The following is a 26,770-nucleotide window of genomic DNA, read 5'->3' as shown; positions in this document are numbered from 1 at the left end:
CCCAGGTCGTGTCGGGAGCACCTTAGAACGGGAGTACGACAGCGGGCAGTCGAATATCCGCGCCGGCCTCGGGCGGGGTCCCGGCGCGCCCCGGACCCCTTTGGCGCAACCAAAGGTTGCGCATTTCGGCGGAGCGGCCTATCGGGCGTCCCCCTCGGCCCTCGCCGCATCTCACTCGAACCGGCTCCGGAGCCATCCGACGGGCGGCTCGGCGCGGATCCCGGCCGCCGCGAAGGAGACGTGTTTGCCCCGCCCGGAGAGCACGACCCTCCTGCCCGTGAGCGTGGCGCGGGTCGTGGGCCGGCCCGACCACGCGTCCACCGCGAAGTCCGTCACGCCGGTGCAGACCAGCACGAACTCGACGGCGTTGTGGCCGCGCTCCCGCCACAGCTCCGCGGCGCCCGCCGGGACGACGAAGGCGGAGAACCTCAAGGTGACGGACGCTTCGCGTTCGTCGACGAGGACGGAGTCCAGGTCGTAGTCGCTCAGTGGGGGCGGCGGTGCGCCCAGCACCTCGCGGACCGTCCCGGGGTTCGCCACCTCCGCGGACCAGTCGCGGTCACCCTGCCGGTCGCGGTCACTCATAGAACATCTTCGCGGTCGTGGGCGGCAGCGCGCTGCCGTACAGGCGCCGGTCGAGCGGGCTCACGAACCACCGCTCGGCCGCGTACGGTCCGGCGTCGCGGGAACAGTAGGCGTTGAGGTGTCCCACCTTGAGCGCGGCGTGCGCCGTGAAGTCCAGCGAGAACCCGCGACCGCTCACCCCGACCGCGATCCGCCGCTCCCACTCCCGCAGGAACGGGCTCAACCCGATGTCGACCACGGTGCCGTCGGGAACGCCCCGCATCCGCAGGTCCTCCTCGACGCCCATGAACTCGACCTGCGCCTCGAACCGGTCGCACCCCGCGTCCGTCCAGGCCTGCGGGGCGAGATCGGGAAAGCGGGGGAACTCGACCCGCAAGGTGACGCCGGCCCCGCGCGGGTCGAGCTGCACCGAACGGAGGACCAGGCCCTCCAGGGGCGGCAGTTCGGTGTACAGCGCGGTCAACTGCCCGGAGTGCGTCAGGAGCTCCGACCACGCGCCGCCCGCCATGCGCCCGCCCTTCCCTTCCGGATGCCTCACACACCGTCCTGACCTGGGATGGTACTGCGCGGTCACCGCTCGTCCCGGCCGCGGTTCCCACGATTCCGCACGGAAGCGTCAGGCGCGTCAGGCGCGTCAGGCGCGGAAGGTGCGGCGGTGGGTGTTCAGGCCCGCGAGGGAGGCTGTCAGCTGACGGCGATCGTGAAGTACCTGACGGTGAGCACGCTCGGTTCGTGCGTCACGTTGTCGAGCACGATCTTCTCCACGAACGCGCCACCGAAGTTGTACCGCTTGACGATGTTGCCGGCGTAGTCGCAGATGCCGATGGTCATGGTCTTGAGGCGGCCTTCGCGCCCGGCGATCGCGTCGTCGATCCAGCGCTGGACGATGGGGCTGTGGAACGAGCCGCGGGACAGGGTCACCGCGTGGTTGGCGGGGTCGAGACTGCTGACCTCCGAGATGAACTCGACCGACTGGCCGTCGAGTTGCATGATGAAGTTGTGGGCCGTGAGGAGGTCGCCCGGGTTGATTCCACCGTCGTCCGGGAGCGCGGCGCGCACCGCCACGGCGGGGGCGGCCGTGGCGGGGACGACCGTTCCCACTGCGGCGCCGGTCATGGCGAGGAGGACGGTGCCGACGACACCGGCCGCGCGAACCGCCCTGCGTCCACCGAGAAGCCTGCTCATGTCGATCCCTTCCTGGGGAAGATGTGCAATGGCATGCCCATACCAACACGGATGGGTCACGCGGTCCACGGGAGTCCGAAAGATTGGCCGGACCCTGCCGGATGCGATCCGCCGCTCCCGCGCACGCACCACGGCCCGACGGGTGTTACTGGCTGGTAATTTGGCTGATCATCATCTCCTCTGAGTGTTCATCAGATCGCTACGCTCCGGCAGTCGAGCAGTTCGAGCACAGATGGAGCACGTGATGGAACGACCCACCCCCAGCCGTGGACGCCGGACGGCGAGTGCCGTCCTCGCGGCGGCGCTCACCGTCGGCGGGGCCGCCGTCGCACAACCCGCCGTGGCAGGACCCGCCGTGGCACGACCCGCGGTCGCACAGGCGCCGTCCTCGGCCGCAACGGGTACGGGATCGTTCCGCCTGGCCGACGTACCGATGGGCGACGGCGTCGTCCTCAAGGCCGACGTGTTCACACCCGCTCCCGGCGCGCCGGGAGCCGGTCCGCAGGGGCGCCACCCGCTGCTGGTGCAGCCGGCCAGCTGGGGGCAGAACGACCTGGAGTACGTCGCCCAGGGCCGTGCGCTCGCCGCCGACGGGTACGTCGTCGTCACCTACACGGTGCGGGGCTTCTGGGGCTCCGGCGGGGAGGTCGACGTCGCCGGGCCCAAGGACGTCGCGGACATCTCCACGGTGATCGACTGGGCGCTCGCACACACCCCGGCGGACCCGGACCGGATCGGCATGGTGGGGCTCTCGCTGGGCGGCGGCCTGACCCTGCTCGGCGCCGCCGCCGACCCGCGGATCAAGGCCGTCGCCTCGCTCAGCGGCTGGGCCGACCTCACCGACTCGCTCTACAGCGGACGGACCCGGCACCTGCAGGCCGCGGCCGTGCTCGCCGGCATCCAGGCCCCGACCGGCCGCAAGAGCCCCGAGTTCGCCAAGGTACTCGACGACCTCTTCGCCGACCGCGACCTCCCCGAGGTCATCCGCTGGGCGGACACCCGCTCCCCGGCGCGCTACCTGGACCGGATCAACGCGAACGGCACCGCCGTCCTGATGGCCAACGCCTGGGGCGACAGCTTCTTCAACCCCACCCAGGTCACCGACTTCTACCAGCGGCTGACCGTCCCCAAGAGCCTCGAACTGCGCCCGGGCGACCACGCCAGCCAGGAGTTCACCGGACTGCTCGGACTGGACAACGCCACCTGGAACAGCGCGCGCTCGTGGCTCGACCGGTACGTCAAGGGAGCCCCGGCCCCGGACACCGCCCCGGACACCACCCCGGGCACGGCCCCGGGCAGCCGGACGCAACCGGTCCACCTCGAAGTGCGCCCCTCCGGCACACCCGAGGACCACGCTGACTGGCAGTCCGTCAGCTCCCGCACCGAACACCTCACCGTCGGCGCCGACACGCTCGGGGCCGACACGGCCGGGGACCAGGTGTCGGCGGACTGGCGGACCACCGTGCTCGGCAACACCCCCTCCGGCGCGAGCGGCGGGGTCGCCCTGCTGTCCGGGATGGTCGACCAGGCGGTGCACCAGCCGCCGACCGTGGTCGTGCCGCTGCTGGCCCGTCCGGCCGCCGTCGTCCGGCAGTCCCGGCCGTACCCGCAGGGCCTGTCGCTGCGCGGCGTCGCCCGGGTGCACACGACGGTCACCTCGACGGCCCCGCAGGGCACGGTCGTCGCCTACCTCTACGACGTGGACGCGCTCGGCGTCGGCCGGCTGATCTCGCACGCGCCGCAGAGCTGGTCCGGCCGCACGCCCGGGCAGCCGTTCACGATGGACGTCCCGCTCTTCGCCACGGCCTACGACCTGCCGGCCGGCCACCGACTGGCGCTGGTGCTGGGCACCCGGGACGCCCTGTACGGCGGGGAGACCCCGCTCGGCTCCCGCGTGACCTTCGGCTCCACCACGGCCGACCCGGCCACGCTGACGCTGCCGGTGCGCTGAGCCTTCCCCCGGCCCGTTCGTACCGACCCCGACGACCGCGGGACGGCGACCCCCGGAACGCGGTGGAGCCCGGAGCCGCCGTGGTGGCGGCTCCGGGCGGGGCGGAGGTACGGCTGTCAGAGGTTCAGAGGTGCGGCCGTCAGGCGCTCGGCGGGGTGACGTAGCCCGCGACGCGCAGGTCGTCGGCGCCACCGCGGGCGGTCCGGGGGTTGAGGTGGGTGCGGAGGGTGACCTTGTCGCTGTAGTTGCCCTCGACGGTGTCGAGGGTGCCGTCGCCGTGCACGGCGACCACGACGCCGACGTGGCCACCCGGGGTCTCCTTGGCCGGCTCGCCGTAGACCACCAGGTCACCGGGCTGCGGGTGGGCCGAGCCGACGGGGTGCCACAGGCCGTGCTGCTTGCCCCAGTAGCCGACACCGCGGCCGGTCAGGTCGCTCGGCACCTCCTTGACGCCCGCCTCGCGCCAGGTCCACTCGACGAACGCCGCGCACCACCCGGTCTTGCAGGTGTGGCTCTTGTTCGGGAAGTACTTGTTGCACTCCGCGGTGCCCTCCCGCACCCCGATCTCACCCCGGGCGACCGAGACGATCCGGTCGCGGAGCGCGGCGGCGGTCCGCGTGGCGGAGGCGTCGGTAGCGGTCCGCGTGGCGGAGGCGTCGGCGACGGTCCGTTCGCTGCGCTGGCCGACGGACGGGAGGGTCGCCGCACCGGCCGCGCCGGCGCCGAGAGCACCGGTGACGACGAGGGCGGCGGTGAGCGCGGCGCCGGTGCGGGCGGCCGCGTGGGACCAGGAGGTGCGGGCAGTGCGGGACTTGGCGGCGACGGGCAGGGCGCGGCGGTGGCTCGGGTTCACGGGAGCTCACTCCTTCGGATGATGCGCCGATCCGGGCATGACGAGGAAACCCCGGACGGGGCTGGGAACTTGGCGACTGTCGGCGAGTGCCGACGGCATTCACGATCTCATCGGTCCGGGCCCGTCGGTAGCCTGAGCCCGTCCCAGTTGTCCCATTGCCCGACGGGCTGTCCCACACGCCCGTGACCTGCGGAAACGCGGGGATTGTGGGACAGCCCGGGCTGCCGAGGAGGAGGCAGATGACCGGCCCCAGGCCCACGCGCGGGCGAGCCATCCCGGTGCCGCACCCGCCGGACGTCCAGGACTGGACGCAGCTGATGACCACGCTGACGACGGAGCTGGACCTCCAGGGCCGCGCCCTGCAGAACAGGTCCGCCAAGGCCGGTACTCCGATCGGGAAGAGCACCTGGCACCGCGTGCTGTCCGGCCACACCCTGCCCTCGGCGTCCGTCCTCGATCTGATGGTCGGCAGCGGCAGGTTCACACCGGAGCAGCGCCGCGAACTGGTGGCGGCCTGGGAGAAGGCCGCCGACTGCCTGGACCGGATCGACACCGCCCGGCGCTCCGGCACGACGGCGCCTCGCGGCCCGGAAGGAGGAGGGGAGGACCGGCCCTCCGGGCCGCCGGAGGACGAACCGGATCCGGCCCCTGCGGAGCTGCCGGCGCCGACCCCGGGGCGCGCCCGACGCTCGGCCGGCCGGATCACGGGGCTGGCCTCGATCGCGGTGGCCTGTGCCGCCCTCACCGTCTACCTGGCCGGCAACGGCATCGACCCCACCACCGCGAAGGACTCCGCCGACGCCGCCAGTACGACGACCGCGGCGAGCCCGCCGGCCGTGCGGGGCGCAGCCGGCGGATCAACCGCAGTCGGCGCGACGGCCTCCGCGAGCGCGATCGCGTCCGCGAGCGCCCCGCCCTTGCCGAGCACACCCGCCGTAGCGGGCACGCCCGTTGCGGCCGGCCCACCCGCCGACCCGGCCTCGCAGCCGCCGCTGAGCCAACCCGCGCCGCCGACCGAGCGCCCCGGCGTCGAGAAGGGCTCGCTGGGCGAGGACAGCCGCTGCAGCGCCCCGTTCCCGGGGCCCGGGGTCGTCACCTGGCGGGTCTGCGTGCGGGTGGAGGCCGACCGCGTGTCCATCGCCCTCAAGGTGACGAACCGGGCGAGCCTGCCCACCAGGGCCAAGGTGCGGCTGGAGTTCGCCCGGGCCGGGAAGGTCTACCCCTGCCCCGGAGTGCCCGGCGCCCATGTCATCGACCTCGACGCCGGGACGACCGTGATCACCCCGCCGGCCGACTGCGCCACCGTCCGCGAGCCCATCCCCCTCGCGTACCAGGGCCTCGGCCGGGTGGTCGCGGCCGACGCCACCGACGCCGCCTACAACGTCTCCCCCACCGCGAACGTGTACCCGGACCGGCCCACCATCTGGCGGCCCGACCTCATCGAATAGCGGAACGGCCGGTGAGCGCCCGCGGAGGCTCGTTGTCAGTGGCCGAGGGGACACTGGCGTCGTGATGACGTTCTCCTCCTCCGACGCCACCGCCACCGCCACCGCCACCAACGACGCGGCCGGCAACGACGCGGCCGCGGCCGCCGGCTCACCCGGACCGCTCCTCTGGGTCGAGTCGATGGGCGGCCCGCTGATAGCCGTTCCGGTGTCCGCACTGCCCCGGTGGCACGGTTGCACGGAGTCGGGCATGGTCATCGGCGACGGGGACGATCGGGACGACTACGACCGCGCCTGCGAGGTGGCGGATCCGGCCGGGGTGATCGCCGTCGGCGGGGAGGACGCCCGCGGACTCGTCCTCGCGGACCAGCCCGCCACCACCTGCTACCTGCCGGAACACCACGCCTTCGTCCGCTGGCTGGGCGCCGACAGCGAGGCGGATCTGATCGCCGCGGCCCGGGCGGTACTCGCCGACCCCGGCACCGCGTGGGAGGAGTGCGGCGTCTGGGAGACCGACGGCGCGGCGGTGCTCATGGACTCGGTGACGGCCGGGGCCGAGCTGGGTGTCGAGTTCCCGGACGGCAGAGGCAGGCCGGAGCAGGCCCCCGTCCCGCTCCGGCCCGGCAGCTGGACGGTCCACGCCGTCCACGCCTCACCGAACGAGTACACGTCGGTGGGCGTGGTCCGGCTGCTGCCCCGGTCGACGGACTGACCTGGACCGCCCCCTCGGCGGGAGGGGGCGCGGGCTTCGGCGCGGACCGGGCCGGGGCACCCGCCGCCTGCGCGCAGGTCTGCGCCGGTCCGCCCGGCCGTGTGGTCAACGCCGGTGCCAGACCGCCCAGTTCTGTCCGGTGTCGGCGCGCTCGACGTACCAGTCGGCGGGGTGGCCGGGCCAGTACTCCTCGGGTTGCTGCCCCGGCGCCGGCAGCGGGGTGACCACGACGGTCGCCGCCGCGGGGACGGGCTGCCACCGCGGGTCGAGGTACCAGACCCGGCCGCGGTAGACCTCGAAGGCCTGGGTGGCGCGCAGCGACCAGTCGAGGTCCCAGGCGAACACCACGTTGTCGTCCGGCTTCAGTCCGGCGGCGCGGGTGAACCCGGTGGCCTGGGCCTTGCGCCACTTCGCGTGCGGCTGGGTGACCTGGGCGGTGATCGTCGAGGTGGCGAAGGCGGCGAACAGGGCCAGCGAGAGGCCGACCGCCCAGAGCACCGGGCGGCCCCCGGTGGCCCGGATCAGCACGACCGCGCCGAGGATGACGAGGGCGGCGGCGCTGGACCGGAACAGGGCGAGCCGGCCCCAGTCGGTGGACAGGAAGGAGACGTCCGGCATGCCCCAGAGCACGAAGACCTGGGTCCGCAGCTTGCTGCCGGCCGACAGGACCACCAGCTCGGCGAGGACCAGCGTGAGCCCGGCCGTCGCCGCCGCCGTCCGGCCGAGGGTGCGGCGGCCGAACCGGACGAGGACCGCGGAGCCGGTGACGAAGGCCGCCGGGACGAGGTAGGAGGTGTAGCGGGCGTAGACCCAGTTGTCGATCCGGCCGTCGTCCGGCAGGGCGGCCGCCGCCGCCAGCGCCGTTCCGACCAGCAGCGCCACCAGCACGCCGCCGGTGATCCGCAGCGGCCGCGGGAAGCGGCGGCTGAACACCGCGAACAGGCAGACGGTGACGGCCAGTCCGCCGATGCCCCAGGTGGAGACGATGAAGCACCAGATCTGGCCCGCGGTCCGGGTGAGGGTCCGCTGAGCGGCCTCCGGGTCGGTGAGGCCCCGCCAGAGGAACCCGCCGACGTCGCTGTTCTGGACGGTGAACTGGGCGTGCAGCCAGGCGGACAGCAGTTCGGCGCCCAGCACACCGAGGCCGAGCGCCCCGAGGCCGGCCGCGGTCGCACGCCACGGGGCCCAGCGCAGCAGGAGGACCCCGACGAACACCACGGCGGTCAGGGCGACCACCACGCCGCCGCGGTCGTGGGTGGCCATCGCGTAGCCGGCGGCCGCGCCCGCCCCGACGGCGTGCCAGGCGCGGCGCCGCAGCGGGCCGTCGGCGAGCCAGCCGTGCAGGCAGAGCAGCCAGGCGAGGATCAGCGCGGGCAGGACGGCGTCGGTCAGCACGAACTGCGAGTAGAAGACCACCGGCGGCAGCAGGGCGGTCACCGCGCCGAAGACGTACGCGAGTTGCCGGCGCAGGCCGAGGCGGCGGAGGGCGACGTAGGCGAGCGGGAACACCAGCGCGCTGACCAGGGCGTTGATCCCCATGATCAGGTGGTACGCCGTCACCGGGTCGTCGGCCAGCCGCAGTGCGGGTGAGATCAGCAGCGGGTAGCCGCCGGGGATGACCACGCCGACCGGGATCTCGGTCGTCGACCGGCCGGCGAGGACGCGGGCCAGGACGAGGTAGGAGTCCTCGTCGGGGTGGACGGACGGGTAGCTCAGGTGCCGGGCGAGGACGAGCCGGAAGAGCAGCTCCGCGACGTACCCGGCGGTCAGGGCCGCGGGCCAGAACCAGGGGCGCAGGCGCAGCTCCCCGAAGTGCCGTACCGCCCGGTCGGCGAGCCGGTCGGTGAGGCCGCCGGTGGGACGGCCGGTGGGGCTGTCGACGGGACGGCCGGCGGGACGGCCGGCGGGTCGGCCGGCGGGTCGGTCGGCGCGGGTGGTCGGCGGTGGGACGGCGGTGGCGGCCGGAGCTCCGCTCGGCTGCTCGGACGTGCTGGGTGCGCTGTGTTGCTGCATCGAACTCTGTTTCCTCCCCTGATGGTTCGGCTCCGCCGGGATGCCCGGGCAGCCGGGCGTCCCGGCGCCCGGGGCGTCGGAAGGCGTGCCGAACCGCGGCGCGGCCCGTGCCGGGACGCACCCTCGTGTCGTGTGACTATATATACAGGTGATCTACATATGCAGCTGAGCTGAGTCAGCTGGGAAGGATCTGGTGAGATCGGACATGGTTCCCCCCGGAACACGGCTGCGGGCATGCCGCAGCCACCTCTGGCGATGACTGTGGAAGAGAAGCGCGCCCCGGCGGCCCCGGCCGTCCGGGCACCGTCGTCAGGGCGGCTGCACTGCGACGCGAACGGGGAAGACCGACTGTCGGCCCCGCCGCTCACTAACGAAGACGTGCGACGGGCCACGAGGTTGCAGGGGCGGCGCAAAAGATTTTCCCGACGCCCGGATCAGCGGCCACCCGCTCGCGCGGTACCGCATCACGGACCGGGAAAGGCGGTTCCACCGATCCCGGTGTGATCGGCATACTTCCGCGCATGGACATCGTGGAGAACGACCCCCGGCCGCACCACTACCAGTTCGCGCACCGGGTGCTCGCGGGCCTCGCCCGGGACCTCGGGCCGAAGATGCTGGCCCACGAACCCGACCACGGCTTCAGCGCCGGGTTCGCCTCCCTCTGGAACGACGTCGGCGGGCGGCTGCCCGACGGACAGCAGCTGCCCAGTGACGGCCTGAAGGCGGAGCTGATCACGCTGGGCCCGCACCGGCTGCTGGTGATCGTGATGCCGCGGCCCATCGCACCCGCGGAGGCGTACTACACCGCCGTGGTCCAGCCGGGCGGCGCGGACCACTGCCGCTACTTCACCCTGGAACACGCCGTGAACCCGTTCACCGGGGAGCCCTACACCGTGCTCGGTGAGTGGGCGAACGGCAGCCACCTCAACCTCGGTTCGGGCCCGGCACCGGACCTGTCCGCCTTCCTGAGTGCGGTGGTGACGCTGCTGACCGAAGCGGAGCCCGTCCACGCGGCCTCCCACCCGGCCCCGACCGGCCCCGGGCAGGACAAGCCCGAACGCCGCGGTCTGCGACGGCTGTTCGGCCGCTGACCCGAAGCCGGACCGCTCGCCGCCGTCCCCCGGCCGCCGAGCGGTCCGGCTCCGGCCCCGGCCCTGACACCGAAGCAGAAGCCGTCACCACGCGGCGCGAAGGAGGCAGACCCCCGTTCCTCAACCGTCCTGGGAGCGCGGCCCGGTGGCGGTCATGGTGAGCCGGTCGCCGAGCGTGCTCCTCCGTCTCCCCCGGCGCGGGGGCGGCACGGTGGGGCTGGCCGCCCTGACGCTCGGCACGCTGCTCCTCGACACCGCGATGCAGTCCGGCATGGTCGCCAACCAGGTCCGCGTCTACGCCGTGCGCGGCGACGCCCGCAGCAGGCTCAACACCGCCTACATGACCTGCGCCTACCTGGGCGGCAGCGCGGGTTCCTGGCTCGGGGTGCGTGTCTGGGGCCGGGCGGGCTGGTGGGGCGTCTGCGGGCTCGTCGCGGTACTGGCCGCGCTCGCGCTGGCCCGCCACCTCCTGGCGCTGCACACGTCCGCGGAAGGAGCACCGCGCCGGGCGGCTTGACCGGCCGGGGCCGACCGGCCAGGCGCGACCGGTCAGGCGTGACGCAGGTCCAGCATGGCGAACACCTTGTCGTACCGGCGCTCCCCGACGGCGACGTAGTCCGGCAACCGCCCGTACTCGGTGAAGCCGAGGGAGAAGTAGAGGTGCAGCGCGTCGGCGTTGTCGCCGCGGGCGTCCAGGGTGAGCACCTCGATGCCTGCCGCCCGCGCGTCCGCGATCAGCGCCGCGGTGAGCGCCCGCCCGATGCCGCGGCCCTGGGCGGCGGCGGAGACCGCCAGCTTCTCCAGGTCCGCGTGCGGGCGGTGGGTCGGGCGCCGGTGGCGCAGCCAGTAGCCGAACCCGGCCAACTGCCCGTCCACGTAGGCCGCCCGCAGTGCTCCGTCCCCGGCCCGCGACCGCGCCAGCACCTGGTCGACCAGGCCCGCGACCTCCTGCGCCGACGGCGGCTCCAACCACCCCAGCGCGGCGCCCGCCGCCACCAGCTCCGCCAGGATCCGGTGCGCAGCGGCCGCGAACTCCCCGTCCGCGCCCGCTCGTTCGGCCAGCGCCGCGGAGTCGAGGAGGACCAGTTCTCCTGGGGTCGGTGCAGCAGTCGCGTTCCGGATCATGCCCGGCAGCCTATCCTTCGCGGCAACTCACCGAGCTTCGCGGACGTTCGCGGACGTTCGCGGACGTTCGTGAACGTTCGTGGACGTTCGCGCACGACGGCGGTGACTCGCCGTCGTCCGACCCGGCGCCCACTCCGCACCACGGTGCCGCTCGGCGCGCCCGGCCGGCGCGGTGGCAGACTCGGTCCATGACCTTCTCGCTGCCCGAGCCCGACAAGCAACTGTCCGACCCGACCACGCTGTTGCTGGACTACCTGGACTACTACCGGTCGGTGATCAGTGGCAAGGTCGAGGGCATGTCCGACCCGGAGCTGCGGACCAGCCGGCTCCCCTCCGGGTGGACCCTGCTCGAACTGCTGAAGCACCTCGTCCACATGGAGCAGCGCTGGCTGCGCTGGGGCTTCCGGGGCGAGCAGGTCGAGGCGCCCTGGGGCGACTGGGGCCCGGCGGACCGCTGGCACGTCGGCCCCGAGGAGACGGCCGCCGACCTGCTCGCCGCGCTGCACACGGGTGGCGAGCACACCCGGGCCATCGTGTCGGGGACGCCGCTGTCGACCGTCGCCGCGGCCGGCGGCCGTTTCCCGGACGACGGCACCCCCCGGCCCACCCTGGGCTGGATCCTCTTCCACGTCCTCCAGGAGTACGCCCGTCACGCGGGACACCTGGACATCGTCCGTGAGCTCACCGACGGCGCCACCAGCTGAGGCACCGGCGTCCGGCGGGTGGGCCGGGCGCGGTGAGACCTCGGGGACCGGTCATATGATCAGTCAGTTCCCTGTGCTGTCCTACGTGTTCCTCCGCGCACCGCGCATCACCCCCGGAGTCACCTCTCGATGAGCACCACCTGCCCGACGTGCGCGGCCGCGGACGAAACCGCCGCCGTACGGAACGCCCTGCTGGACGCCGACCGGCCGCTCGACCCGCCGACCCGGGAGCTGCTGTCGATGCCGCCCGAGCCCGGGGGTACGACCGGGGCCGCGATCACCCTCTTCGTCCTGGCCGGCCTCTTCGGCCTGCTGGGCCTGCGCGCCCTGCTCTCCGGTGACGACGGCGGCAGCTCCGACGCCGCGTACCGGGTCGGCTACCACTACGGCGCCCTGCTCGTCGCGGTGGTCCTGCTGGGCATCGGACTCACCGTCCACTTCGATCACCGAAGCCGCCGCACGTCCACGGCGGACCGGTGGCCGCAGAGCTACGAGCAGTGGCAACAGCTCCACCAGGTGTGGCGGGCAGCCTGGTTGTGCCGCCGCTGCCGCGTCGCGTTCCTCCCCGCCGCAGCCCAGCGCCCGGGCTCCATCGCCCCGAACGCCGCGTCCGTCCCGTCCACCGCGTCCGCCGTACCGGTGACCCAGTTCCCGCAGTGGACGGTGGCCCTCGCCCGCCAGGGCGGCCCGGAACAGTTCGACGCGCCGCCGGCCGGCCGATAGTGTCCGGCGCCCTGGAGCCGCCGGCGGTCACAGGTGCGGCCCGACGCGACACCCTCGAAGGGGTGGCACGCAACCGGCCGCTCCGGATCGACCCGTGGACCAGATCCGCCGCCGGTGCGTCCAGCGCCGAGGCCGCCCCGAGGACGTCGCCGCCGCGGTCGCCTTCCTCGCCGGCCCCGGCGCGTCCTTCATCACCGGCCGGTCGTTGCACGTCGACGGCGGCCGGCTCCTCCACTGACCCGCCCACACACCACCGAGACCGTCGAGAACAGGAAGAGACCACCATGCAGCACCGCGTCCGCGCCGTCCTCCTCACCCCGAACAACACCATGCTGCTGATCAAGCGCATCCGCCCCGGCATCGACCCGTACTGGGTGATCGTCGGCGGCAAGATCGAACCGACCGACGCCGGCCCCGAGGACGCCCTCCTGCGCGAGGTCCGCGAGGAGATCGCAGGCGAGGCCCGGATCGTCAGCCTCCTCCACACCATCGAGACCGCCGACGAGCGCCAGGACTTCTACCTCGCCACCATCGAGAAGTGGAGCTTCGAGGACCGCACCGGCCCCGAGTTCAGCCAGGAAGGCCGAGGCGAGTACATCCTCGAAGAGATCCCCCTGGCCGCTGACGCCCTCGACGCGGTCAACCTCCTGCCCCAGGACTTCGCCACCGTCCTGCGCGGGGCCGTCGAACGCGGCGAACTCCTCGCCGCCCGCTGACCGTAAGGGCGGCCGGGGCAGCTCGGTCACCCGACATCCATGTGCAGACCACGACAGTCACCGCACACGGCTCCACCGAGAAGCGACAGACCTTGATGTGATCAAGACCGCTGCGGCAAAGGGACCTTGGTGTGGCGGGTGACGTGGTACGTCCGGAGCAGGCGCGAGGTAGGCCGGCCGGAGCCTCGGATACGGCCGCCGAGCCGCCCCTGCACTGCCTAGGATCAACCGGGTACACAGGATCGCCGGCGAAAGGAGCCCCATGGGCGGGGCCAGCAGCATCGACAGAGCGCAGGCCATGATGACCGAAGAGACGGTCGAGGAGATGCTGCGGTCGAGGGCCGGAATCGACCCTGTTGACCTGACCGCGCTGCTGGATGTCCTCGCGATCGGCATCACCAACAGCGCATGGCGCAACACCTGCGTCGAGGACTGGCATGGCGAGGGACGCCTGTCTGACGGCGACATGATGCGGGTCAACAGCCACATCACCCACGGTGTGCGCCAGCGGCTGCGGGGATGGGCGAGGGAGCACGGCATCAGTACCGGCACTCGTGAAGGGCTGGCGGGGCTCACGGTCGAGGATGCCGACGCTCTCGGCTACCGGCTCTTCCGCTGGCTGACGAACCCCGAGCGCAAACTCCCGACTGGTGCGACGCTCCGCGATCTCGCGCGGACCGAGGCGGACCTCGACGAGTACGTGGAAGAGGCGGACCGGAATCTGCGGGGCTTCGTCGCGCAGATGGAGAACAACGGCGTCCGCTTCGGCCTGCTGTTCTCGGCTGCCCATGGTGCACTGGCCTGCACCGAATGGTGGGGGCACCCCTCCTGGCCGACGCGAGTCGACCAGTTCGTGGCCGTGCTCGACAACCCGGCAGACCATCCCTATGGGCCCAAGGAGTACGAGCGACTGCGACCCGAGCCAGCCGGCATGCAGGATCGGAGCGCACTACGTGCGGCGCTCATGCGGGCACCGTGGGAACTGGACAGTGCTATCGCCGAGTGGCTCATCGACGCAGGCATCGGCTGCTTGAGGATCGCCCCGGACGTGCCCGGCGGGCGCTGACCAGCGATGCCGCCCAGGTGCCCTGCAGGGCACATCCGGGGCACACGAAGGCCAAGAGTGCCGCCGACCAGTGCGAACCACTGAAGGTGGTTCCGCCTGGCCAGCGGCACTTTTCTGGTTGAACCCGCAGGTCACGGGCTTGCGGGGGTCAAAAGATCAATGATCGGACTCGTCCTGGTGCTGGAAGAGTACTTCCGGATTGGTGGGCGAGGGCCCGTCCAGCAGCGGACCGTGAATCCCCTTCAGCGTCTGGTCGAAGAACGCCGTCACGTACTCGCGGGTGATCGCCACCCCGCGTTCCGGGGAGAGGGGCGCCGTCGGGAACCCGGCCTCCTCCAGAAGCAGGTCCAGGTCGCTGAAGCTGAAGTGGTCGGCGCCGGTGACCGTCAGCCACTTCTTGTAGCCGCCGAGGGCAGGCCAGGTCCGCCCCCAGTTGTCGCCGTCGGCCGAGAGGTTGTCGGCCGCGCCCAGCATGAGGAACGGCCGGTCGATCTGGCCGGGCATCGGGACGGGGTGGAAGGAGCCGTCCATGTTCACTCCGGCCCGTACGCGCGGGTCGGCGATCATCGTGGCGGCGGCCGCCGCTCCGCCGATGGAGTGTCCGGCCATGCCGATCTCGTGCTTGTCGATGAGGTGTGCCAGGGGCCACGCGCTGTTGCCGTGCGTCAACCGGTCGATCACGAAGGACACATCCAGCGCACGGCCGGCGGCGACGGCGTCGAAGTCGAGCCCCGCTGGGCCGTCGCAGATCGCGCACGGCGACGTCTGGCCGTTCGCCAGCGTCTCGCCGCTGTCCTCGTAGGTGTGGCCGACGAGCGCGACGACGTAGCCGTGACTGGCCAGGTCGGTCGCGAGCGAGGTGAGCGTCATGCGCGGGTTCTCGTACGCGGCTGAGAGGACCACCAGCGGATGCTTGCCGTGTTGCGGCCGCGCGCCGTCGAAGGCGTGCGTGGTGACGCTGGAGAGGTTCTGCGGGGTGACGCCGGAGCTCGTCGGCAGCTTCCGGCGCTGGAGGACTCCGGCTGCCTCACCGAGGGTCATGTACGGGGCCGGGGTCCCGGTCCCGGGGACGGCCGGGTAGACCATGGTGACGGTCAGTTGGCGGGGGCCGGACGACGGCACCCACGGGTCGGGACGGCTCGTGTCGGTGAGGTGGATGACGTCCTCACCCGCGGCGTAGGGCCCGGTCGGCGCGGGGAGCGCGCCCTGGAAGGACCGCGTGGGCGCGGTGGCCGTGGCCGTGGCGGTGTCGAACGCGTGCGTGGCCACCGATGTGGTCGTGGCGGCGAACCCGGTGCCGGTTCCGGTGACGATGGCGGCGAGCGCCAGGGCCGCGACGGCGCTGATACGGCGATTGCGTTTCATGGGGGAGACGCTAGGTTCCGCAGCTCCGCATCGAATCAGCCCGCGGATGCAAACATTCCGATGTCGTTCGTAGCCCCGGCGAGGTACCGGAGTAATCCGCCGGGAGTATGTCGTGCGGCGCGAGTTCCCTTCGCCGGCCTCGTCGAGCGCCGCCTTCGCCCTGGCCTACGACGAACACGACGCCAAGCCCTACCACCGGACCTCCGACGGCAGCCCACTCGAAACCGCATGGACCCCCGGAGGATCAACGCGGCGCTGCACTAGTCCGCGGTGCAGCCCCAGTAGGCGACCTCGGCCGGTTCGCCGTCCCGGTACAACACCGTGCACCGGCCGATCGCGCGGCCGACGGGGGCGAGCAGCTGCGATATCGAAGCGTCCCACTGCTCCCGCGTGGGCCGGCCGTCGGGAGCCCAGCTGCGGATCTCCCCGTCCGTCAGGGGGCGCATCATCGCCTCCTGGTCGCCCGCCCCGGCGTCGATCAGCGCGTAGAAGTCCAGCACCGTGCCGGTGCCTCCGGTCAGGATGTACTCCCGCCAGTCCTCGTCCTCCCAGAGTTCGACGATGCCCTGCCCCGGAAAGCCGTGGTCGTCCTCCGCCAGCTCCTGCTGCTGGGCCCTGCGGAACGCCGCCCCCAGGTCCTCCTGGTACGGCCCGGTCGCCGCCCACCCGTTTCCGCCCACGTCAGAACCCTCCCGTTCGCCGACCTCTCGGACTCACCGCAGGCTAACAACCGCCACTGACAGGACCGGCCGTCCGGGCCATCCGGGGTCCGGGCCTCGGGCGTTCGGGCCGGCTGCGCCACCACGGGGTCCGCAGTGCCGTCACGGCCGCCCCCACCGTCACGGCCACCCCCGCCGTCACAGCCGCCCCCGTACGCGGCGGAAAGCGGGCGGTATGCGACCATACCCGCCATGTCCAGCACATTTCCGCCCGGCCGGGGCGCCGACGCCCCGGCCGACCCGCGCCGCCGCCTCCTGCTCGAACTCGGCGCAGGACTGTTGAGCGGCGGCCTGCCCGTCCACGACGTGGAGGAGGAGCTGCGCGGTCTCGGGCGGGCGCTGGGGGCGCCCGACGTGCGGGTGGCCGCCCTGACCACCGGGCTGTTCGTCGCGCTGAGCGCGGACGACGCGACCGCGTTCGAACCCGTCGGCCCCACGCTGCGGTTCGAGCAGACGGCCGACCTCCTCGACGTGGTGCACCGGCTGCGCGCGGGCGACCTGGACGGACACCGGGCGCTGCGCGACCTGGACGCGATCCGCCGGGCGCCGGCCCGCTGGCCCGGCTGGGTCGCGGACCTGGGGATGCTGCCGGTCGGCGTGGGGCTGTGCCTCTACCTGCAACCCGTGGCGGCGAACGTCGTCACCGCCGGGATCGGCTCCCTGATCGTGGTGGGGCTGACCATGGCGGCCCGCCGGATGCCGCTGCTCCGGCCGCTGCTGCCGGTCACCGCCGGCTTCCTCGTCTCCGTCCTCGTCCTGGGGGCCGCCCGCGCCTCGCTGCTGGACGGGCCGCTGCGCACGATCGTCGCGACGCTGGCGATCCTGCTGCCGGGCAGCCTCCTGGTGACCGGACTGTCGGAGATCGCCGCGGGTGCGGCCAGCGCCGGCACCGCTCGGCTGGCGTCCGGCTCCGTGCAGCTGGCGCTCTTCCTCGCCGGCGTGGTGGCCGCCGGCACCGTCACCGGAGTTCCGGCCTCCGCCCTGGCCAACACCCAGGTGGCCACACCGAGTTGGTGGCTGATCTGCCTGGGGCTGGCGCTCACCGTGGCCGGGGTCGTGATCAACGTCCACACCCCGCCGCCGGCCATCCCGTGGATCGTCGCGGTGATCGCGGTGACCGCCGCCGTCCAGGTCACCGTGACCTCGGCCAACGGCGCGGCGATCGGCGGCCTGGCCGGGGCGGTCACCGCCGCGGCCGCCGCCACCGTCGCGCACTGGCTGCGGCGCGGCTCGTCCTGGCAGGTGCTCTACCTGCCCGCGTTCTGGGTCGTGGTGCCGGGCTCCTTCGGCCTGCTCAACACCGCACAGATCGAGGTCGCCAACGGGGCGCACGCCCTGCTCACCGCCGTGTCGGCCGTCTTCGGGGTCTCCATCGGCACCCTCATCGGCTCGGTGATCAGCCGCATCCCCCGGCCCACCCTGCCGCGGCCCCGGACCTGACGCCCGGGCGGCCGCGCAGCGCTCCGCGACATCAGACTTGAGCGCGAAGCAGCGAAGCAGCGAAGCGCCGCGAACTCGACGGTCCAGCCGGCCCGTTGAAGCCGCCCCTCCACCATGCCGGCCGGTGCGGTCAGGCGTTGCCGGAAGCTCCGGCCCAGGGACGCTCACCGACCTCGCAGTGGCAGCAACGTGCCACAGCACCGTCGTGGTTGTACCACTCGTGGGCTCCGCAATCCTTGCTGCCCTTGCCGCCGAGCCCTCGCTCGACGAGGTACCAGGACAGGTGCCTGCGCAGACGGGTACGCCATCGATACCGACCGGTCCGAGTCACCCCGACAGGCTAGTGCGATCCGGCCCACCCTGGAGTTCAATCACCGAGCCGAGGATCCGGGCCGAGCCACTGTCTGGTGGACACGAGGACGCCTCGATCGGGACCGCCCATCGCTGCGCGGGTCGACGAACGGCGAGGACCGTCGCGGGAGTGTCAGCCCTCGGGGGCAGGATGCCACCCGGCATCGTTCGCGCGTCGGAGGGGAAGGGCCATGGCGGCCACAGCGTTGGAGAGGCCGAGTGGCTGTTGTCACACGGTGGCAGTACGCCTCCGGCTGTCCCAGTTCTCGGCCACTCTCGCGTGTGACTGCCTGGCTCACCGGTTTGCGCATGTGGGCGGCCGAGCTGTTCGAGCAGGACGTCAAGCCGGGCGGACGTGACCCCGATCGCCTGATGCCGCAACGGTAGAAACAGCCGGGAGCGGACGGTGCATCAGGTCGCGGGGCTGCCTGGCGCTGCCCGTGGCAGCGCCAGGCTCGTCCTCGGGTCGTCACCAGGGCTGGCTCTAGCCGTTGAGGATCGTCACGTTGTACACGGACTCGGAGGAGCTGAAGTCGACCCTGTTGGTCCGCGTACCGGTCGGCCCGATGTCGATGGTGCCGACGGTGGTCTCGAAGCTCCCGTGATTCCAGTCGGCCGTGATCCTGTAGACGCCGGTCAGGTTGACGCTTTTCACCGTGCCGGCGGTGCCCGCGTAGCAGAAGTTGCCGGAATGGGTCCAGACTTCCAGGCCGTGGCTCATGGGGCCGTTGGCGTTCTGGGTGGGGCACGCGATGCCGCCGATGGCGCTGGCCGGCGTGGCGATCGCCACGCCGCCGGCCAGGATGCCGCCGGTGAGGGCTACGGCCGAGAGTTTCCTGCGAACTGTCAAGATCATCTCCTGTGCCTTGCGGTGGCCGCGATCCCATGCCGGTGATCGCGGTGGTCCGAGTCGCACCGTGCCGCCCTGGCCCGCCCTCCAGCCCTGGTTCCCAGGTAAGTCCGGTGCCAGTTCGAAGAGTTCTCCGATGCCGAGAGCATGCCAAGGTTAGCCATCAGCCTCAGGTCTTGTCAGGCACTTCTCGACTCCACCCTCGTGCCACAACTGGTGCCACTGGTGAGCGGCTGTTGTCCTTCCGTGCTTGATGACTGCGTTTTCGCTGGTCAGGTACAGGGGCGGCGGCCCCGGGGAGTGGCGTCGTGTCGTCGCTCGGTTGGAGGTCGGGATGCCGTCGGTCATGGGGCTTCTGGAACAGCGAGAGCTCGCTGCTCGCCGTCGCGTGGACGGGCTGCGGGAAGAGGCCGACCGTATCCAGGCCGAGCCGGCCGTAGCCGACCGCGGCGAGCACGCACCCCACCGAGGCGTCACAGGCGCGCTGACGGGCGCGGCCGGGCCGCCGGGGGGAGCGCGCCCGTACGCGTCACGCGCCGCGGCCCCACCGCGCGTAGCCCCGCTCGATCTCGGCCAGGTACTGGGTCAGGTCGAAGCGGACCTCCTCGATGACCCGGCCGCCGGCACCCGGGTACATCAGGTCGTTCCAGAACACGGTCCGCCCCCGGAGCCGGACCCGGATCGGGACCGCCGGGGCGGTGTCGGGGCCCTGCCCCTGGGTACCGAGCTCCGCGCTCCGGGGCTGATCGGCCGGATGGAGCGGACCTCCGGGCCTGAGCAGCCGGCTCGGATGACCGCCGGCCGCGCCGTCGTGACTGCGCGCGATCACGTCGAGGCCGTCGACGAAGAGGTAGGTGTGGACGGCGCGGCACACGGGCGGTCCGGGACAGACGCTGACCAGCAGCGTGCTGACCGGGTCGCGCTCCTGGCGATCGGCGACGCCCTCGGCACGCACCCGGCGCGGGGGCCTACGCGGCATTCGACCCTGACGGCTTCGACATCACGGAGCCGATGGTAGGTGCCCACGGGACCGCCCGGCAGTCCGTTTTCCCGGACCGCCGATCGGGGGCGGCCCCGGCAGGTCTGCGTGCCCGGCCACGTCGCCCGGCCGACGTGGGCAGTCCGCCTGGAGACCGGCACCTCGAACGGCACCGGGCGGGAGTCGGACCCCCGTGGGGCCACTGCTGCCGGCCACCGGGACAATGATCTTGGATGTCGGCCGGTGCTGAACGAGGGGCAGACGGGGTTGCGGATCAACGTTCTGGGGCCGCTTCAGGTCGTACGGGGTGCGGACGGGGAGGCTTTCGAGGTCGGCGGGGCCCGGCTTCGGTCGCTGCTGGTCCGGCTGGCGCTCGACCCCGGGCGCGTGGTCACCCGTGAGCGCCTGGTGGACGACCTCTGGGGGGACACCCCGCCGGAGGAGCCGGCCGGCGCCCTGCAGTCCCTGGTCTCCCGGCTCCGGCGGGTACTGGGGGCCGACCGGGCCGTGATCGGTTCGCACCCCGCCGGGTATCTGCTCGACCTGCCCCGCGGGAGCGTGGACGCCTGGGACTTCGAGCAGAAGGCGGCGGCGGGACGGGCGGCACTGACGGCGGGCGGGCTCGCCGAGGCGGTCGCGCTGCTGGACGGGGCGCTGGAACTCTGGCGCGGCGCGCCGTTCGCGGACGCCGAAGGCGTCGGGTTCGCCGCGGCGCCGGCGGCCCGGCTGGCGGAGCTGCGGCTGTCGGCGGTCGAGGACCGGGCCGACGCCCTGCTCGCGCTCGGCGGGACCGACGCGCCCGCGCGTCTGGTCGCCGAGCTCACCGGACTGTGCGTCGCCCACCCGCTGCGCGAGCGGACCGCCGTCAGGCTGATGCGCGCGCTCCACGCGACCGGGCGGCAGGCGGCGGCGCTGGAGGTGTTCGAGCGAACCCGGCGGTCGTTGGCGGAGGAGCTGGGTGCCGACCCGTCCGCCGAGCTGAAGGACGTCCACCTGCGGGTGCTGTCCGGCGCGCAGCCGCTCACCCCGGGGCCGGCCGGGGCGTCGGGCGCGAGCGTGGCCGGGCGCACCGCGCTGCCCGGCTGGATCACCGCCCTGATCGGGCGCGACGAGGCGCTGACGGCCGTGGCGGAACGGCTGCGCCGGTCGCGCCTGGTGACGCTGACCGGGCCGGGAGGCGTGGGCAAGACCCGGCTGGCCGTCGCCGCCGCAACGGCCGCGCAGGCAGCACACGCCGGCACCGTACCGGCAGCGCACGCCGCACGCCGCGCACCGGACGTACCGGATGTACCGAACACACCGGACGTACGGGTCGCCGAACTCGCGGCCGTGGCCGGGCCGGACGGGCCGGCCCGGGCCGTGCTGACGGCGGTCTGCCACCCGGCGGACGCCGGGGTGCTGTCCGGCGGCCTGCCCACCGGCGAGCCGGCCGGGGACCCCGTCGACCGGATCGTCCGGGCGCTGGAGGGCCGGGACGTCCTGCTCGTCCTGGACAACTGCGAGCACCTGATCGAGGAGGCCGCCCGGCTGACCCACCGCCTGTTGGCCGCCGCGCCCCGGCTCACCGTGCTGGCCACCAGCCGCGAACCGCTCGGCGTGACCGGCGAGGTGCTGTGGCCGGTGCCGCCGCTCGCCGTGCCCGAACCCGGCGCCACCGTGCAGGAGGCGCTCGCGTACCCGGCCGTCGCCCTCTTCGCCGAGCGAGCCGCCGCGGCCTGCCCCGGATTCGCCGTGGACCGGGACACCGTCGAGCCGGTCGTCCGGATCTGCCGGGAGCTGGACGGCCTCCCGCTGGCCCTCGAACTGGCGGCGGCCCGGCTGCGGGCGCTGAGCCCCGGGCAGATCGCCGCGCGGCTGCACGACCGGCTCCGGCTGCTGGACCGCGGCCCGCGCACCGCTCCGGACCGGCACCGCACGCTGCGCGCCGTCATCGACTGGAGCTGGGAGCTGCTCGACGAGGACGAGCGCGTCCTGCTGCGCCGGCTCTCGGTGTTCGCCGGCGGGGCGACCCTCCCGGACGCGCACCTGGTCTGCGCCGGGCACTGGCCGGGCGGGCCGGCGCCCGACCCGACGGCCGTGGAGGACCTGCTGGCGTCCCTGGTCGACAAGTCCCTGGCCACGGTCGCCGGCCGGGGCACCGGGGCGGTGCGCTACCGGCTGCTGGAGACGGTCCGCGCGTACGCGGCCGAACGGCTCGTGGAGGCCGGCGAGGACGGCCGGACCGGCGCCGCCCACCTGCGCTGCTTCACGGAACTCGCCGAGGACGCCGAACCCCGACTGCGGACGGCCGGTCAGACCGGCCTGCTGGCCCGGCTCGACGCGGAACAGGGCAACCTGGACGCGGCGCTGCGCCGGGCGGTCGCCGTCGGCCCACCGGAGTTCGCGCTGCGGTTGGCGGCCGCACGGGCCTGGCCGTGGCTGATGCGTGGCCAGGGCCGCGAGGCCGGTGAGTGGACGGCGGCCGTCCTCGCCGCCCACGGCTGCGTCCCGCCGCCCGGCCTGGAGCAGGTGCACGCCCGGTGCGTGATCCTGGCGCAGCTCACCGCGCCGCTCCGGGAGACCGGCGACGCCGTGATCCCGCCCGAGGCGATGGGCGCGGCCCTGGTCACGGCGCAGCAGTCCGACCACCCCGTCGCCCTGGCCGCCTCGCTGCTGCTCGCCGTGGCGAGCCCGCCGGACGTGCCGGACCCGGCGGGCGGGGCGGACACACCGGGCGAGGCGAGCCCGCCGGACCCGGCGGACGCAGTGGGCGCGACGGCGCAGCGGTACGGCGGGCATCCCGACCGGTGGGTCCGGGCGGCCGCCCGGCTGGTGCTCGGCCGGGTCGAGTTGGGCGCGGGCCGGATCGGGCGCGCCGAGCACTGCCTGCGGACCGCGGTGGACGACTTCCGGGCCCTGGGCGACCGTTGGGGGCTGGCCATGGCCCTGGTCACGCTGGCCGCGCTGCTGTCCGTCACCGGCGCGGCCGACGAGGCGCTCGCGGCGCTGGCGGAGGCCGGTGAACGGGACGTCGAAATGGGCGGTCGCGGCGAGGCGCCCCTGCTCCTGCTGCTGTCGGGCCGACTGCGGGCGCGCGGCGGCGAGGCGGCGGCGGCCCGGGCGGACCTGGAGCGCGCCCTGGCCGCCGCCGACCGCGCCCGGGACCCGCACCTGCAGGCCGCCGCCCGCTACGCACTCGGTGAACTCGCCCGGCGGACCGGCGACTTGGACGCGGCGGCGGACGGCCTTCAGGAGACGCTGCGGCGGCTGGAGCAGCTGCCCGCGACCGGTCCCGGCGCCCCGGCGCGGCTGCACCTGCTCGCCCTGTTGCACACCGGTCTGGCCCGGACCCGCCGGCGGCTCGGCGCGCCGGACGCGGCCGCAGCGCTGCACCTGCGCGCCCTGGAGCTGGCCGCGGACAGCGGCGACCGGCCGGTGCGGGCGGACGTCCTGGAGGGGTACGCCGAGTACAGCCTCGCCGGCGGCGACGCGGCGCGCGGGGCCGCGGCGCTGGGCGCGGCGCACAGCCTGCGCGGGGCCCACGACGCGGGCGATCCGGAACTGCGGGCCGTCCTGGACGGCTGCGCCGAGGCCCTCGGGGAGGCCGGGTTCCGGGCCGCCTGGGAGCGCGGCCTGGCGTTGCCGCGGCCGGAGTCGCTGGCCCTGGAGGCGGGCTGACGGGCCCTCCGGAGGACGACGGCCGTGCCGCGTCGCCCGCTCCGCCGGACGCGCGGCCCGGCGGAGCGGGTAAGGGGTCAACCGGCGCGCGCCGGTGCCCGGTCAACCGGCGGGCGCGCGTACCCGGTCAGCCAGTGCGCCGCTGCCCGGTCAGCCGCCGAACGGCTGCTGGTCCGGTGCGCAGACCGTCCCGGGGGCGGGCAGGACACCTTCGACCAGGTAGCGGGTCTCGTGCCGGGCGGCGCAGTCGCTGGGGTTGGCCAGCACGGTGTGGCCGTAGCCGTCGACGGTCAGCAGCCGGGCGCGGGCGAGCGAGCGGGCCATCGCGCGGGAGCCTTCGTACGGCATGGCCGGGTCATCGGTGTTGGCGACGACCAGGACCGGCTGGGCGGTCGGGTGGTTCCAGGGGCCGTCGTACCGGTCGCGGTCCCGGGCGGGCCAGTCGGCGCAGCGCTCGTCGGCCCAGGCGAAGTACGGGCCGACCTCGCCGGAGCGGGCTCGGGCGAGCGCGGCCAGGGCGGCGTGGTCGGCCCGGGCCGGCGGGTCGGCGCTGTCCGAGCACGCCACTGCGAGCACCTGGTCCGGCGACGGGTGGACGACGGGCGGCAGTGCGGTCGGCGCGGCGGGCGCTTCGGTGGCGGCCCACAGTGCGCCGAGCGTCGCGCCCAGCTGGGTCCAGCCGGTGCCGGGGATGCCCGGGACGGGGTTGGCGGCGTAGAGCGAGAGGATGGTGGCCTCCAGGGTCGAGCCGGCGGTGAAGGTCATCCCGCCGAAGGCGACCGGTCGGGTGCGCAGCCGCGCCAGCAGTTCGCCGTACCTGGCCCGGGTGGCGGCGGCCGTCCCGGCGGAGAAGGCGCAGCTCCGGGAGTCGGCCTGGGATCCGGGCCGCGGGCCGGCCTGGGATCCGGTCAGGGGGCCGGCCTGGCCGCACTGGTCGAGGAAGGCGTCGAGGACGCGGCCGGCGGCCAGGTCGCTGCCGTTGCGCAGCAGGGTGCCCGTGGTGGCGCCCTGCCCGCCGCGGCCGGTCGACCAGGCGACCGGGTCCGGTGCGCTGTCGAGGATCATGGCGCGGACCCGGCCGGGGAACAGGTTGGCGTAGGTGGCGCCGAGGTAGCTGCCGTACGAGGTGCCCAGGTAGGTGAGCTGCCGGTCGCCGACCGCCCGGCGCAGCAGCTCCATGTCCCGGGCGACGTTCGCGGTGGAGACGTGCGGCAGCAGGGCGGGGTTGCGGTCCGCGCACTGCCGGGCCAGCCGCCGGTAGGCGGCGCTCCAGGCCTGCTGCTGGTCCTCGCCCTCGGGGTAGCCGACGGCGGTGCCCGCCAGCAGGGCCTGCTCGTCCTGCGGGTCGTCGAAGCACTGGACGGGAGCGCTGGCTCCGGTGCCGCGCGGGTCGAAGCTGACGATGTCGAAGCGCTTGCGCACCTCCTCGGGGAACCCGCCGAGCATCGCGGGCAGGGCCTTTACGCCGGACACGGCCGGGCCACCGGGGTTGTAGAACAGCGAGCCGATCCGGTGCGCGTGGTCCTCCGCGGGGTGCCGGATGACGGCGAAGTCGATCCCGGCGCCGTGCGGGTCGTGGTGGTCGAGCGGGACGCGGGCGGTCGCGCACTCGAAGCCGTCCGCGCACTTCTCCCAGGTCAGGCGGGGCACCGGTCCGGTGTCCGGCGCCGCCAGGGCCGTCGCCGGGCACACCGCGGCCAGCAGTGCGGCCGCGGCGGCGCCCGCGCCGAGCCGCCATCCGGCTGCCGTACGCCGCGCCGCAGTGCGGGACGCCCGGTGCGGGCGCGGTCCTGCGGCGGGGCCGGGGAGAGGGGAGGTAGGAGTCATGCCGGTGCCCTTTCGTCAACGGGCCGGGCGGTCGAACGCGCTCCTCGGTCGCGGCGTACCGCCCGGCACGTCCGACCGTTCCGCACCTCGCGGGCAGACCGCTGGCAGAGCGCTGGCAGTGCGCCGGCAACGCCCCGGCACCCGTCGGCGGATTTACGGGCGGCGGCTACGCCCGGGGCGGGACGCCCGCCGGGTCGGCGGTCAGCGAGAACCGGACCTTGGGCCGGGCCAGGGCCCCCGCGCGGCCGTAGAAGCGGATGGCGTCGGCGTTCCAGTCCGGCGTCTGCCACTCGATGTGTGCCGCGCCGAGGGCCGCTGCCGCGTCCTGCACGGCGTCCAGCAGGGCCTTCCCCCAGCCCTCTCCGCGGTGCGGTTCGGTGACGAACAGGCAGTCCAGGTGGAGGTGGTCGGCCGCCCGCCAGGTGGAGAACTCCAGGGAGTAGGTGGCGTAGCCGATCAGTTCACCTCCCCGGTCGACGACCAGGCACCACGCTCTCGGACGTGCCGAGAACAGCACGGGCTCCAGGCGGACGGCGAGATCGGCGGGCACGGGCTCGGCGCGCTCGAAAGCGGCGTGGGCGGCGCACAGCCGGGCCACCGCCGGCAGGTCGGCCACGGTGGCGGGGCGGATCGCGCCATCCGGGCGGAGGTCACGGGCCGGGCGGAGGTCACGGGCCGGGCGGATCGCGCCGCCCGGCCGTGCGGGGTCCGTCAGCATGCGCAGGAGATGCCCGAGCGCGGGGCGGTCAGGTCGTCGACGGGGCGCTGCTCGGTGCCGGTGGCGGAGTCGTAGGCGAAGCCCTCGCGTGCCCAGTACTCGAAGCCGCCGAGCATCTCCTTGACCCGGTAGCCGAGGCGGGCGAAGGCCAGCGCGGCGCGGGTCGCGCCGTTGCAGCCGGGGCCCCAGCAGTAGGTGACCACGGTCAGGGCCGGGTCGATCAGCTGCGGCGCCAGCTCGGCGATCCGCGCGGTGGGGATGTGGAGGGCGCCGGGGATGTGGCCCTGGTCCCAGGCGGCGTCGCTGCGGGTGTCGACCACCACGACACCGGGCGCGCCGGACACCAGGTCCGCGTGGATGTCGGAGACGTCCGCCTCGAAGGCGAGCCGGGCGGCGAAGTGGGCGGCGGCCTCGGCGGGGGCGGCGGCGGGCACGCTCAGGACGGCGCCGGTAGTCGCGGCGGAAGCGGTGGCGGTGGCGGCAGCGGCAGCGGCAGCGGCAGCGGCAGCGGCGACGGCGGGAGCGGTGGCGGACATGCGGGTACCTCGTGTTCCGGCTGGTCGGGACGGGGCTCGGTGCGCGCCGTTCCCGGTTCCCCCGGTCGGCGACGGCTCCATCCTCCGGTCCGCGGGACCGCCCCACGAGTGGCGTGAACGCCTGAGGTCGCCAAGATCCCGCCAGTCGGACGGACTGCC

The 26,770-nt window shown here is 74.1% G+C and carries 24 protein-coding genes and 1 pseudogene; 12 read left to right on the top strand and 13 right to left on the bottom strand.

The genetic code is table 11. The features are described 5' to 3' along the window. Nucleotides 1–171: 171 nt before the first annotated feature. The 3 genes from ABT048_RS08590 to ABT048_RS08580 all read right to left on the bottom strand — a co-directional run bounded on the left by ABT048_RS08590 (nucleotide 172) and on the right by ABT048_RS08580 (nucleotide 1,770). Complete coding sequence (locus ABT048_RS08590) at nucleotides 172–585, bottom strand: Imm50 family immunity protein (protein WP_350520568.1); 414 nt, start codon at nucleotides 583–585, stop codon at nucleotides 172–174. Further along, nucleotides 578–1,093 (bottom strand): Imm50 family immunity protein, encoded by a 516-nt coding sequence (locus ABT048_RS08585; protein ID WP_350520567.1) that lies wholly within the window; start codon nucleotides 1,091–1,093, stop codon nucleotides 578–580. The genes ABT048_RS08590 and ABT048_RS08585 overlap by 8 nt, the downstream gene beginning before the upstream one ends. A 176-nt stretch (nucleotides 1,094–1,269) precedes the next feature. Then, nucleotides 1,270–1,770, bottom strand: coding sequence for a hypothetical protein (locus tag ABT048_RS08580; RefSeq protein WP_350520566.1), 501 nt, complete (start codon nucleotides 1,768–1,770; stop codon nucleotides 1,270–1,272). Between the two features lie 244 nt (nucleotides 1,771–2,014). Between ABT048_RS08580 and ABT048_RS08575 the strand changes: the two genes are divergently transcribed. After that, the gene (locus ABT048_RS08575; protein ID WP_350520565.1) at nucleotides 2,015–3,721 is read left to right on the top strand and encodes a CocE/NonD family hydrolase; all 1,707 of its coding nucleotides are present in this window, start codon (nucleotides 2,015–2,017) and stop codon (nucleotides 3,719–3,721) included. A 139-nt stretch (nucleotides 3,722–3,860) separates the two neighbouring features. On the opposite strand, the gene ABT048_RS08570 is transcribed toward ABT048_RS08575, so the two are convergent. Then, nucleotides 3,861–4,574 carry a CHAP domain-containing protein gene (locus ABT048_RS08570; protein ID WP_350520564.1) on the bottom strand — a complete coding sequence of 238 codons (714 nt, stop codon included), beginning with the start codon at nucleotides 4,572–4,574 and terminating at the stop codon, nucleotides 3,861–3,863. A 239-nt stretch (nucleotides 4,575–4,813) separates the two neighbouring features. Between ABT048_RS08570 and ABT048_RS08565 the strand changes: the two genes are divergently transcribed. Then, the gene (locus ABT048_RS08565) at nucleotides 4,814–6,022 is read left to right on the top strand and encodes a hypothetical protein (RefSeq protein ID WP_350520563.1); all 1,209 of its coding nucleotides are present in this window, start codon (nucleotides 4,814–4,816) and stop codon (nucleotides 6,020–6,022) included. A 64-nt stretch (nucleotides 6,023–6,086) separates the two neighbouring features. Beyond that, nucleotides 6,087–6,731 (top strand): Imm21 family immunity protein, encoded by a 645-nt coding sequence (locus tag ABT048_RS08560; RefSeq protein ID WP_350520598.1) that lies wholly within the window; start codon nucleotides 6,087–6,089, stop codon nucleotides 6,729–6,731. A gap of 105 nt (nucleotides 6,732–6,836) precedes the next feature. On the opposite strand, the gene ABT048_RS08555 is transcribed toward ABT048_RS08560, so the two are convergent. Next, nucleotides 6,837–8,744 (bottom strand): phospholipid carrier-dependent glycosyltransferase, encoded by a 1,908-nt coding sequence (locus ABT048_RS08555; RefSeq protein ID WP_350520562.1) that lies wholly within the window; start codon nucleotides 8,742–8,744, stop codon nucleotides 6,837–6,839. Between the two features lie 521 nt (nucleotides 8,745–9,265). On the opposite strand from ABT048_RS08555, the gene ABT048_RS08550 reads away from it, so the two are divergent. Both ABT048_RS08550 and ABT048_RS08545 read left to right on the top strand, forming a co-directional pair. Further along, complete coding sequence (locus ABT048_RS08550; protein WP_350520561.1) at nucleotides 9,266–9,835, top strand: hypothetical protein; 570 nt, start codon at nucleotides 9,266–9,268, stop codon at nucleotides 9,833–9,835. A gap of 175 nt (nucleotides 9,836–10,010) precedes the next feature. Further along, on the top strand, nucleotides 10,011–10,352 hold the full coding sequence (locus ABT048_RS08545; RefSeq protein ID WP_502893981.1) for a hypothetical protein: 342 nt from the start codon (nucleotides 10,011–10,013) through the stop codon (nucleotides 10,350–10,352). 32 nt (nucleotides 10,353–10,384) lie between these two features. Here ABT048_RS08545 and ABT048_RS08540 read toward each other — a convergent pair whose 3' ends face one another. Then, nucleotides 10,385–10,960, bottom strand: a complete 576-nt coding sequence (locus ABT048_RS08540; RefSeq protein WP_350520560.1) for a GNAT family N-acetyltransferase — start codon at nucleotides 10,958–10,960, stop codon at nucleotides 10,385–10,387. Between the two features lie 188 nt (nucleotides 10,961–11,148). Here ABT048_RS08540 and ABT048_RS08535 point away from each other — a divergent pair, with 188 nt between their 5' ends. From ABT048_RS08535 to ABT048_RS08515, 5 genes and pseudogenes are all read left to right on the top strand, one after another. Then, nucleotides 11,149–11,664: a DinB family protein gene (locus ABT048_RS08535; protein WP_350520559.1), complete on the top strand. Its 516-nt coding sequence runs from the start codon at nucleotides 11,149–11,151 to the stop codon at nucleotides 11,662–11,664. A 129-nt stretch (nucleotides 11,665–11,793) separates the two neighbouring features. Beyond that, nucleotides 11,794–12,387, top strand: coding sequence for a hypothetical protein (locus tag ABT048_RS08530; RefSeq protein WP_350520558.1), 594 nt, complete (start codon nucleotides 11,794–11,796; stop codon nucleotides 12,385–12,387). 100 nt (nucleotides 12,388–12,487) lie between these two features. Next, nucleotides 12,488–12,625, top strand: a pseudogene (locus tag ABT048_RS08525) (SDR family oxidoreductase); the annotation flags it as partial. A gap of 46 nt (nucleotides 12,626–12,671) precedes the next feature. Then, nucleotides 12,672–13,103, top strand: coding sequence for an NUDIX hydrolase (locus ABT048_RS08520; RefSeq protein WP_350520557.1), 432 nt, complete (start codon nucleotides 12,672–12,674; stop codon nucleotides 13,101–13,103). 262 nt (nucleotides 13,104–13,365) lie between these two features. After that, entirely contained in the window at nucleotides 13,366–14,169 is an 804-nt protein-coding gene (locus ABT048_RS08515) for a hypothetical protein (RefSeq protein ID WP_350520556.1), read from the top strand. 156 nt (nucleotides 14,170–14,325) lie between these two features. Here the strand turns inward: ABT048_RS08515 and ABT048_RS08510 are convergent, their stop codons facing one another. After that, complete coding sequence (locus ABT048_RS08510) at nucleotides 14,326–15,534, bottom strand: alpha/beta hydrolase family protein (protein ID WP_350520555.1); 1,209 nt, start codon at nucleotides 15,532–15,534, stop codon at nucleotides 14,326–14,328. 260 nt (nucleotides 15,535–15,794) lie between these two features. Continuing rightward, a complete protein-coding gene (locus ABT048_RS08505) occupies nucleotides 15,795–16,214 on the bottom strand; it encodes a hypothetical protein (protein ID WP_350520554.1) in 420 nt (139 codons plus the stop codon). A gap of 231 nt (nucleotides 16,215–16,445) precedes the next feature. On the opposite strand from ABT048_RS08505, the gene ABT048_RS08500 reads away from it, so the two are divergent. Continuing rightward, entirely contained in the window at nucleotides 16,446–17,693 is a 1,248-nt protein-coding gene (locus ABT048_RS08500) for a threonine/serine exporter family protein (protein ID WP_350520553.1), read from the top strand. Nucleotides 17,694–18,528: 835 nt separating this feature from the next. Here the strand turns inward: ABT048_RS08500 and ABT048_RS08495 are convergent. Further along, the gene (locus ABT048_RS08495) at nucleotides 18,529–18,894 is read right to left on the bottom strand and encodes a hypothetical protein (protein ID WP_350520552.1); all 366 of its coding nucleotides are present in this window, start codon (nucleotides 18,892–18,894) and stop codon (nucleotides 18,529–18,531) included. Between the two features lie 529 nt (nucleotides 18,895–19,423). After that, nucleotides 19,424–19,849 (bottom strand): hypothetical protein, encoded by a 426-nt coding sequence (locus tag ABT048_RS08490; protein ID WP_350520551.1) that lies wholly within the window; start codon nucleotides 19,847–19,849, stop codon nucleotides 19,424–19,426. A gap of 291 nt (nucleotides 19,850–20,140) precedes the next feature. On the opposite strand from ABT048_RS08490, the gene ABT048_RS08485 reads away from it, so the two are divergent. Continuing rightward, nucleotides 20,141–23,530, top strand: coding sequence for an AfsR/SARP family transcriptional regulator (locus ABT048_RS08485; RefSeq protein WP_350520550.1), 3,390 nt, complete (start codon nucleotides 20,141–20,143; stop codon nucleotides 23,528–23,530). Nucleotides 23,531–23,680: 150 nt separating this feature from the next. Here ABT048_RS08485 and ABT048_RS08480 read toward each other — a convergent pair whose 3' ends face one another. The 3 genes from ABT048_RS08480 to ABT048_RS08470 all read right to left on the bottom strand — a co-directional run bounded on the left by ABT048_RS08480 (nucleotide 23,681) and on the right by ABT048_RS08470 (nucleotide 26,611). Beyond that, the gene (locus ABT048_RS08480) at nucleotides 23,681–25,357 is read right to left on the bottom strand and encodes an alpha/beta hydrolase (RefSeq protein ID WP_350520549.1); all 1,677 of its coding nucleotides are present in this window, start codon (nucleotides 25,355–25,357) and stop codon (nucleotides 23,681–23,683) included. A 166-nt stretch (nucleotides 25,358–25,523) separates the two neighbouring features. Next, on the bottom strand, nucleotides 25,524–26,075 hold the full coding sequence (locus tag ABT048_RS08475) for a GNAT family N-acetyltransferase (protein WP_350520548.1): 552 nt from the start codon (nucleotides 26,073–26,075) through the stop codon (nucleotides 25,524–25,526). Next, a complete protein-coding gene (locus ABT048_RS08470) occupies nucleotides 26,069–26,611 on the bottom strand; it encodes a rhodanese-like domain-containing protein (protein ID WP_350520547.1) in 543 nt (180 codons plus the stop codon). The genes ABT048_RS08475 and ABT048_RS08470 overlap by 7 nt, the downstream gene beginning before the upstream one ends. Between the last annotated feature and the right edge of the window lie 159 nt (nucleotides 26,612–26,770).

The organism is Kitasatospora sp. NPDC096140 (assembly GCF_040303045.1).
Classification (GTDB): domain Bacteria; phylum Actinomycetota; class Actinomycetes; order Streptomycetales; family Streptomycetaceae; genus Kitasatospora.
Note: the sequence above shows the minus strand (reverse complement) of the source record. Positions and strands in the feature narration are given on the sequence as shown.

What these genes read in the sequence shown, in the direction of transcription:
- ABT048_RS08590 (WP_350520568.1), bottom strand. Translation starts at nt 585, where the DNA reads ATGAGTGACCGCGACCGGCAGGGTGACCGCGACTGGTCCGCGGAGGTG.
- ABT048_RS08585 (WP_350520567.1), bottom strand. Translation starts at nt 1,093, where the DNA reads ATGGCGGGCGGCGCGTGGTCGGAGCTCCTGACGCACTCCGGGCAGTTG.
- ABT048_RS08580 (WP_350520566.1), bottom strand. Translation starts at nt 1,770, where the DNA reads ATGAGCAGGCTTCTCGGTGGACGCAGGGCGGTTCGCGCGGCCGGTGTC.
- ABT048_RS08575 (WP_350520565.1), top strand. Translation starts at nt 2,015, where the DNA reads ATGGAACGACCCACCCCCAGCCGTGGACGCCGGACGGCGAGTGCCGTC.
- ABT048_RS08565 (WP_350520563.1), top strand. Translation starts at nt 4,814, where the DNA reads ATGACCGGCCCCAGGCCCACGCGCGGGCGAGCCATCCCGGTGCCGCAC.
- ABT048_RS08560 (WP_350520598.1), top strand. Translation starts at nt 6,087, where the DNA reads ATGACGTTCTCCTCCTCCGACGCCACCGCCACCGCCACCGCCACCAAC.
- ABT048_RS08555 (WP_350520562.1), bottom strand. Translation starts at nt 8,744, where the DNA reads ATGCAGCAACACAGCGCACCCAGCACGTCCGAGCAGCCGAGCGGAGCT.
- ABT048_RS08550 (WP_350520561.1), top strand. Translation starts at nt 9,266, where the DNA reads ATGGACATCGTGGAGAACGACCCCCGGCCGCACCACTACCAGTTCGCG.
- ABT048_RS08540 (WP_350520560.1), bottom strand. Translation starts at nt 10,960, where the DNA reads ATGATCCGGAACGCGACTGCTGCACCGACCCCAGGAGAACTGGTCCTC.
- ABT048_RS08535 (WP_350520559.1), top strand. Translation starts at nt 11,149, where the DNA reads ATGACCTTCTCGCTGCCCGAGCCCGACAAGCAACTGTCCGACCCGACC.
- ABT048_RS08530 (WP_350520558.1), top strand. Translation starts at nt 11,794, where the DNA reads ATGAGCACCACCTGCCCGACGTGCGCGGCCGCGGACGAAACCGCCGCC.
- ABT048_RS08520 (WP_350520557.1), top strand. Translation starts at nt 12,672, where the DNA reads ATGCAGCACCGCGTCCGCGCCGTCCTCCTCACCCCGAACAACACCATG.
- ABT048_RS08515 (WP_350520556.1), top strand. Translation starts at nt 13,366, where the DNA reads ATGGGCGGGGCCAGCAGCATCGACAGAGCGCAGGCCATGATGACCGAA.
- ABT048_RS08510 (WP_350520555.1), bottom strand. Translation starts at nt 15,534, where the DNA reads ATGAAACGCAATCGCCGTATCAGCGCCGTCGCGGCCCTGGCGCTCGCC.
- ABT048_RS08500 (WP_350520553.1), top strand. Translation starts at nt 16,446, where the DNA reads ATGTCCAGCACATTTCCGCCCGGCCGGGGCGCCGACGCCCCGGCCGAC.
- ABT048_RS08480 (WP_350520549.1), bottom strand. Translation starts at nt 25,357, where the DNA reads ATGACTCCTACCTCCCCTCTCCCCGGCCCCGCCGCAGGACCGCGCCCG.
- ABT048_RS08475 (WP_350520548.1), bottom strand. Translation starts at nt 26,075, where the DNA reads ATGCTGACGGACCCCGCACGGCCGGGCGGCGCGATCCGCCCGGCCCGT.
- ABT048_RS08470 (WP_350520547.1), bottom strand. Translation starts at nt 26,611, where the DNA reads ATGTCCGCCACCGCTCCCGCCGTCGCCGCTGCCGCTGCCGCTGCCGCT.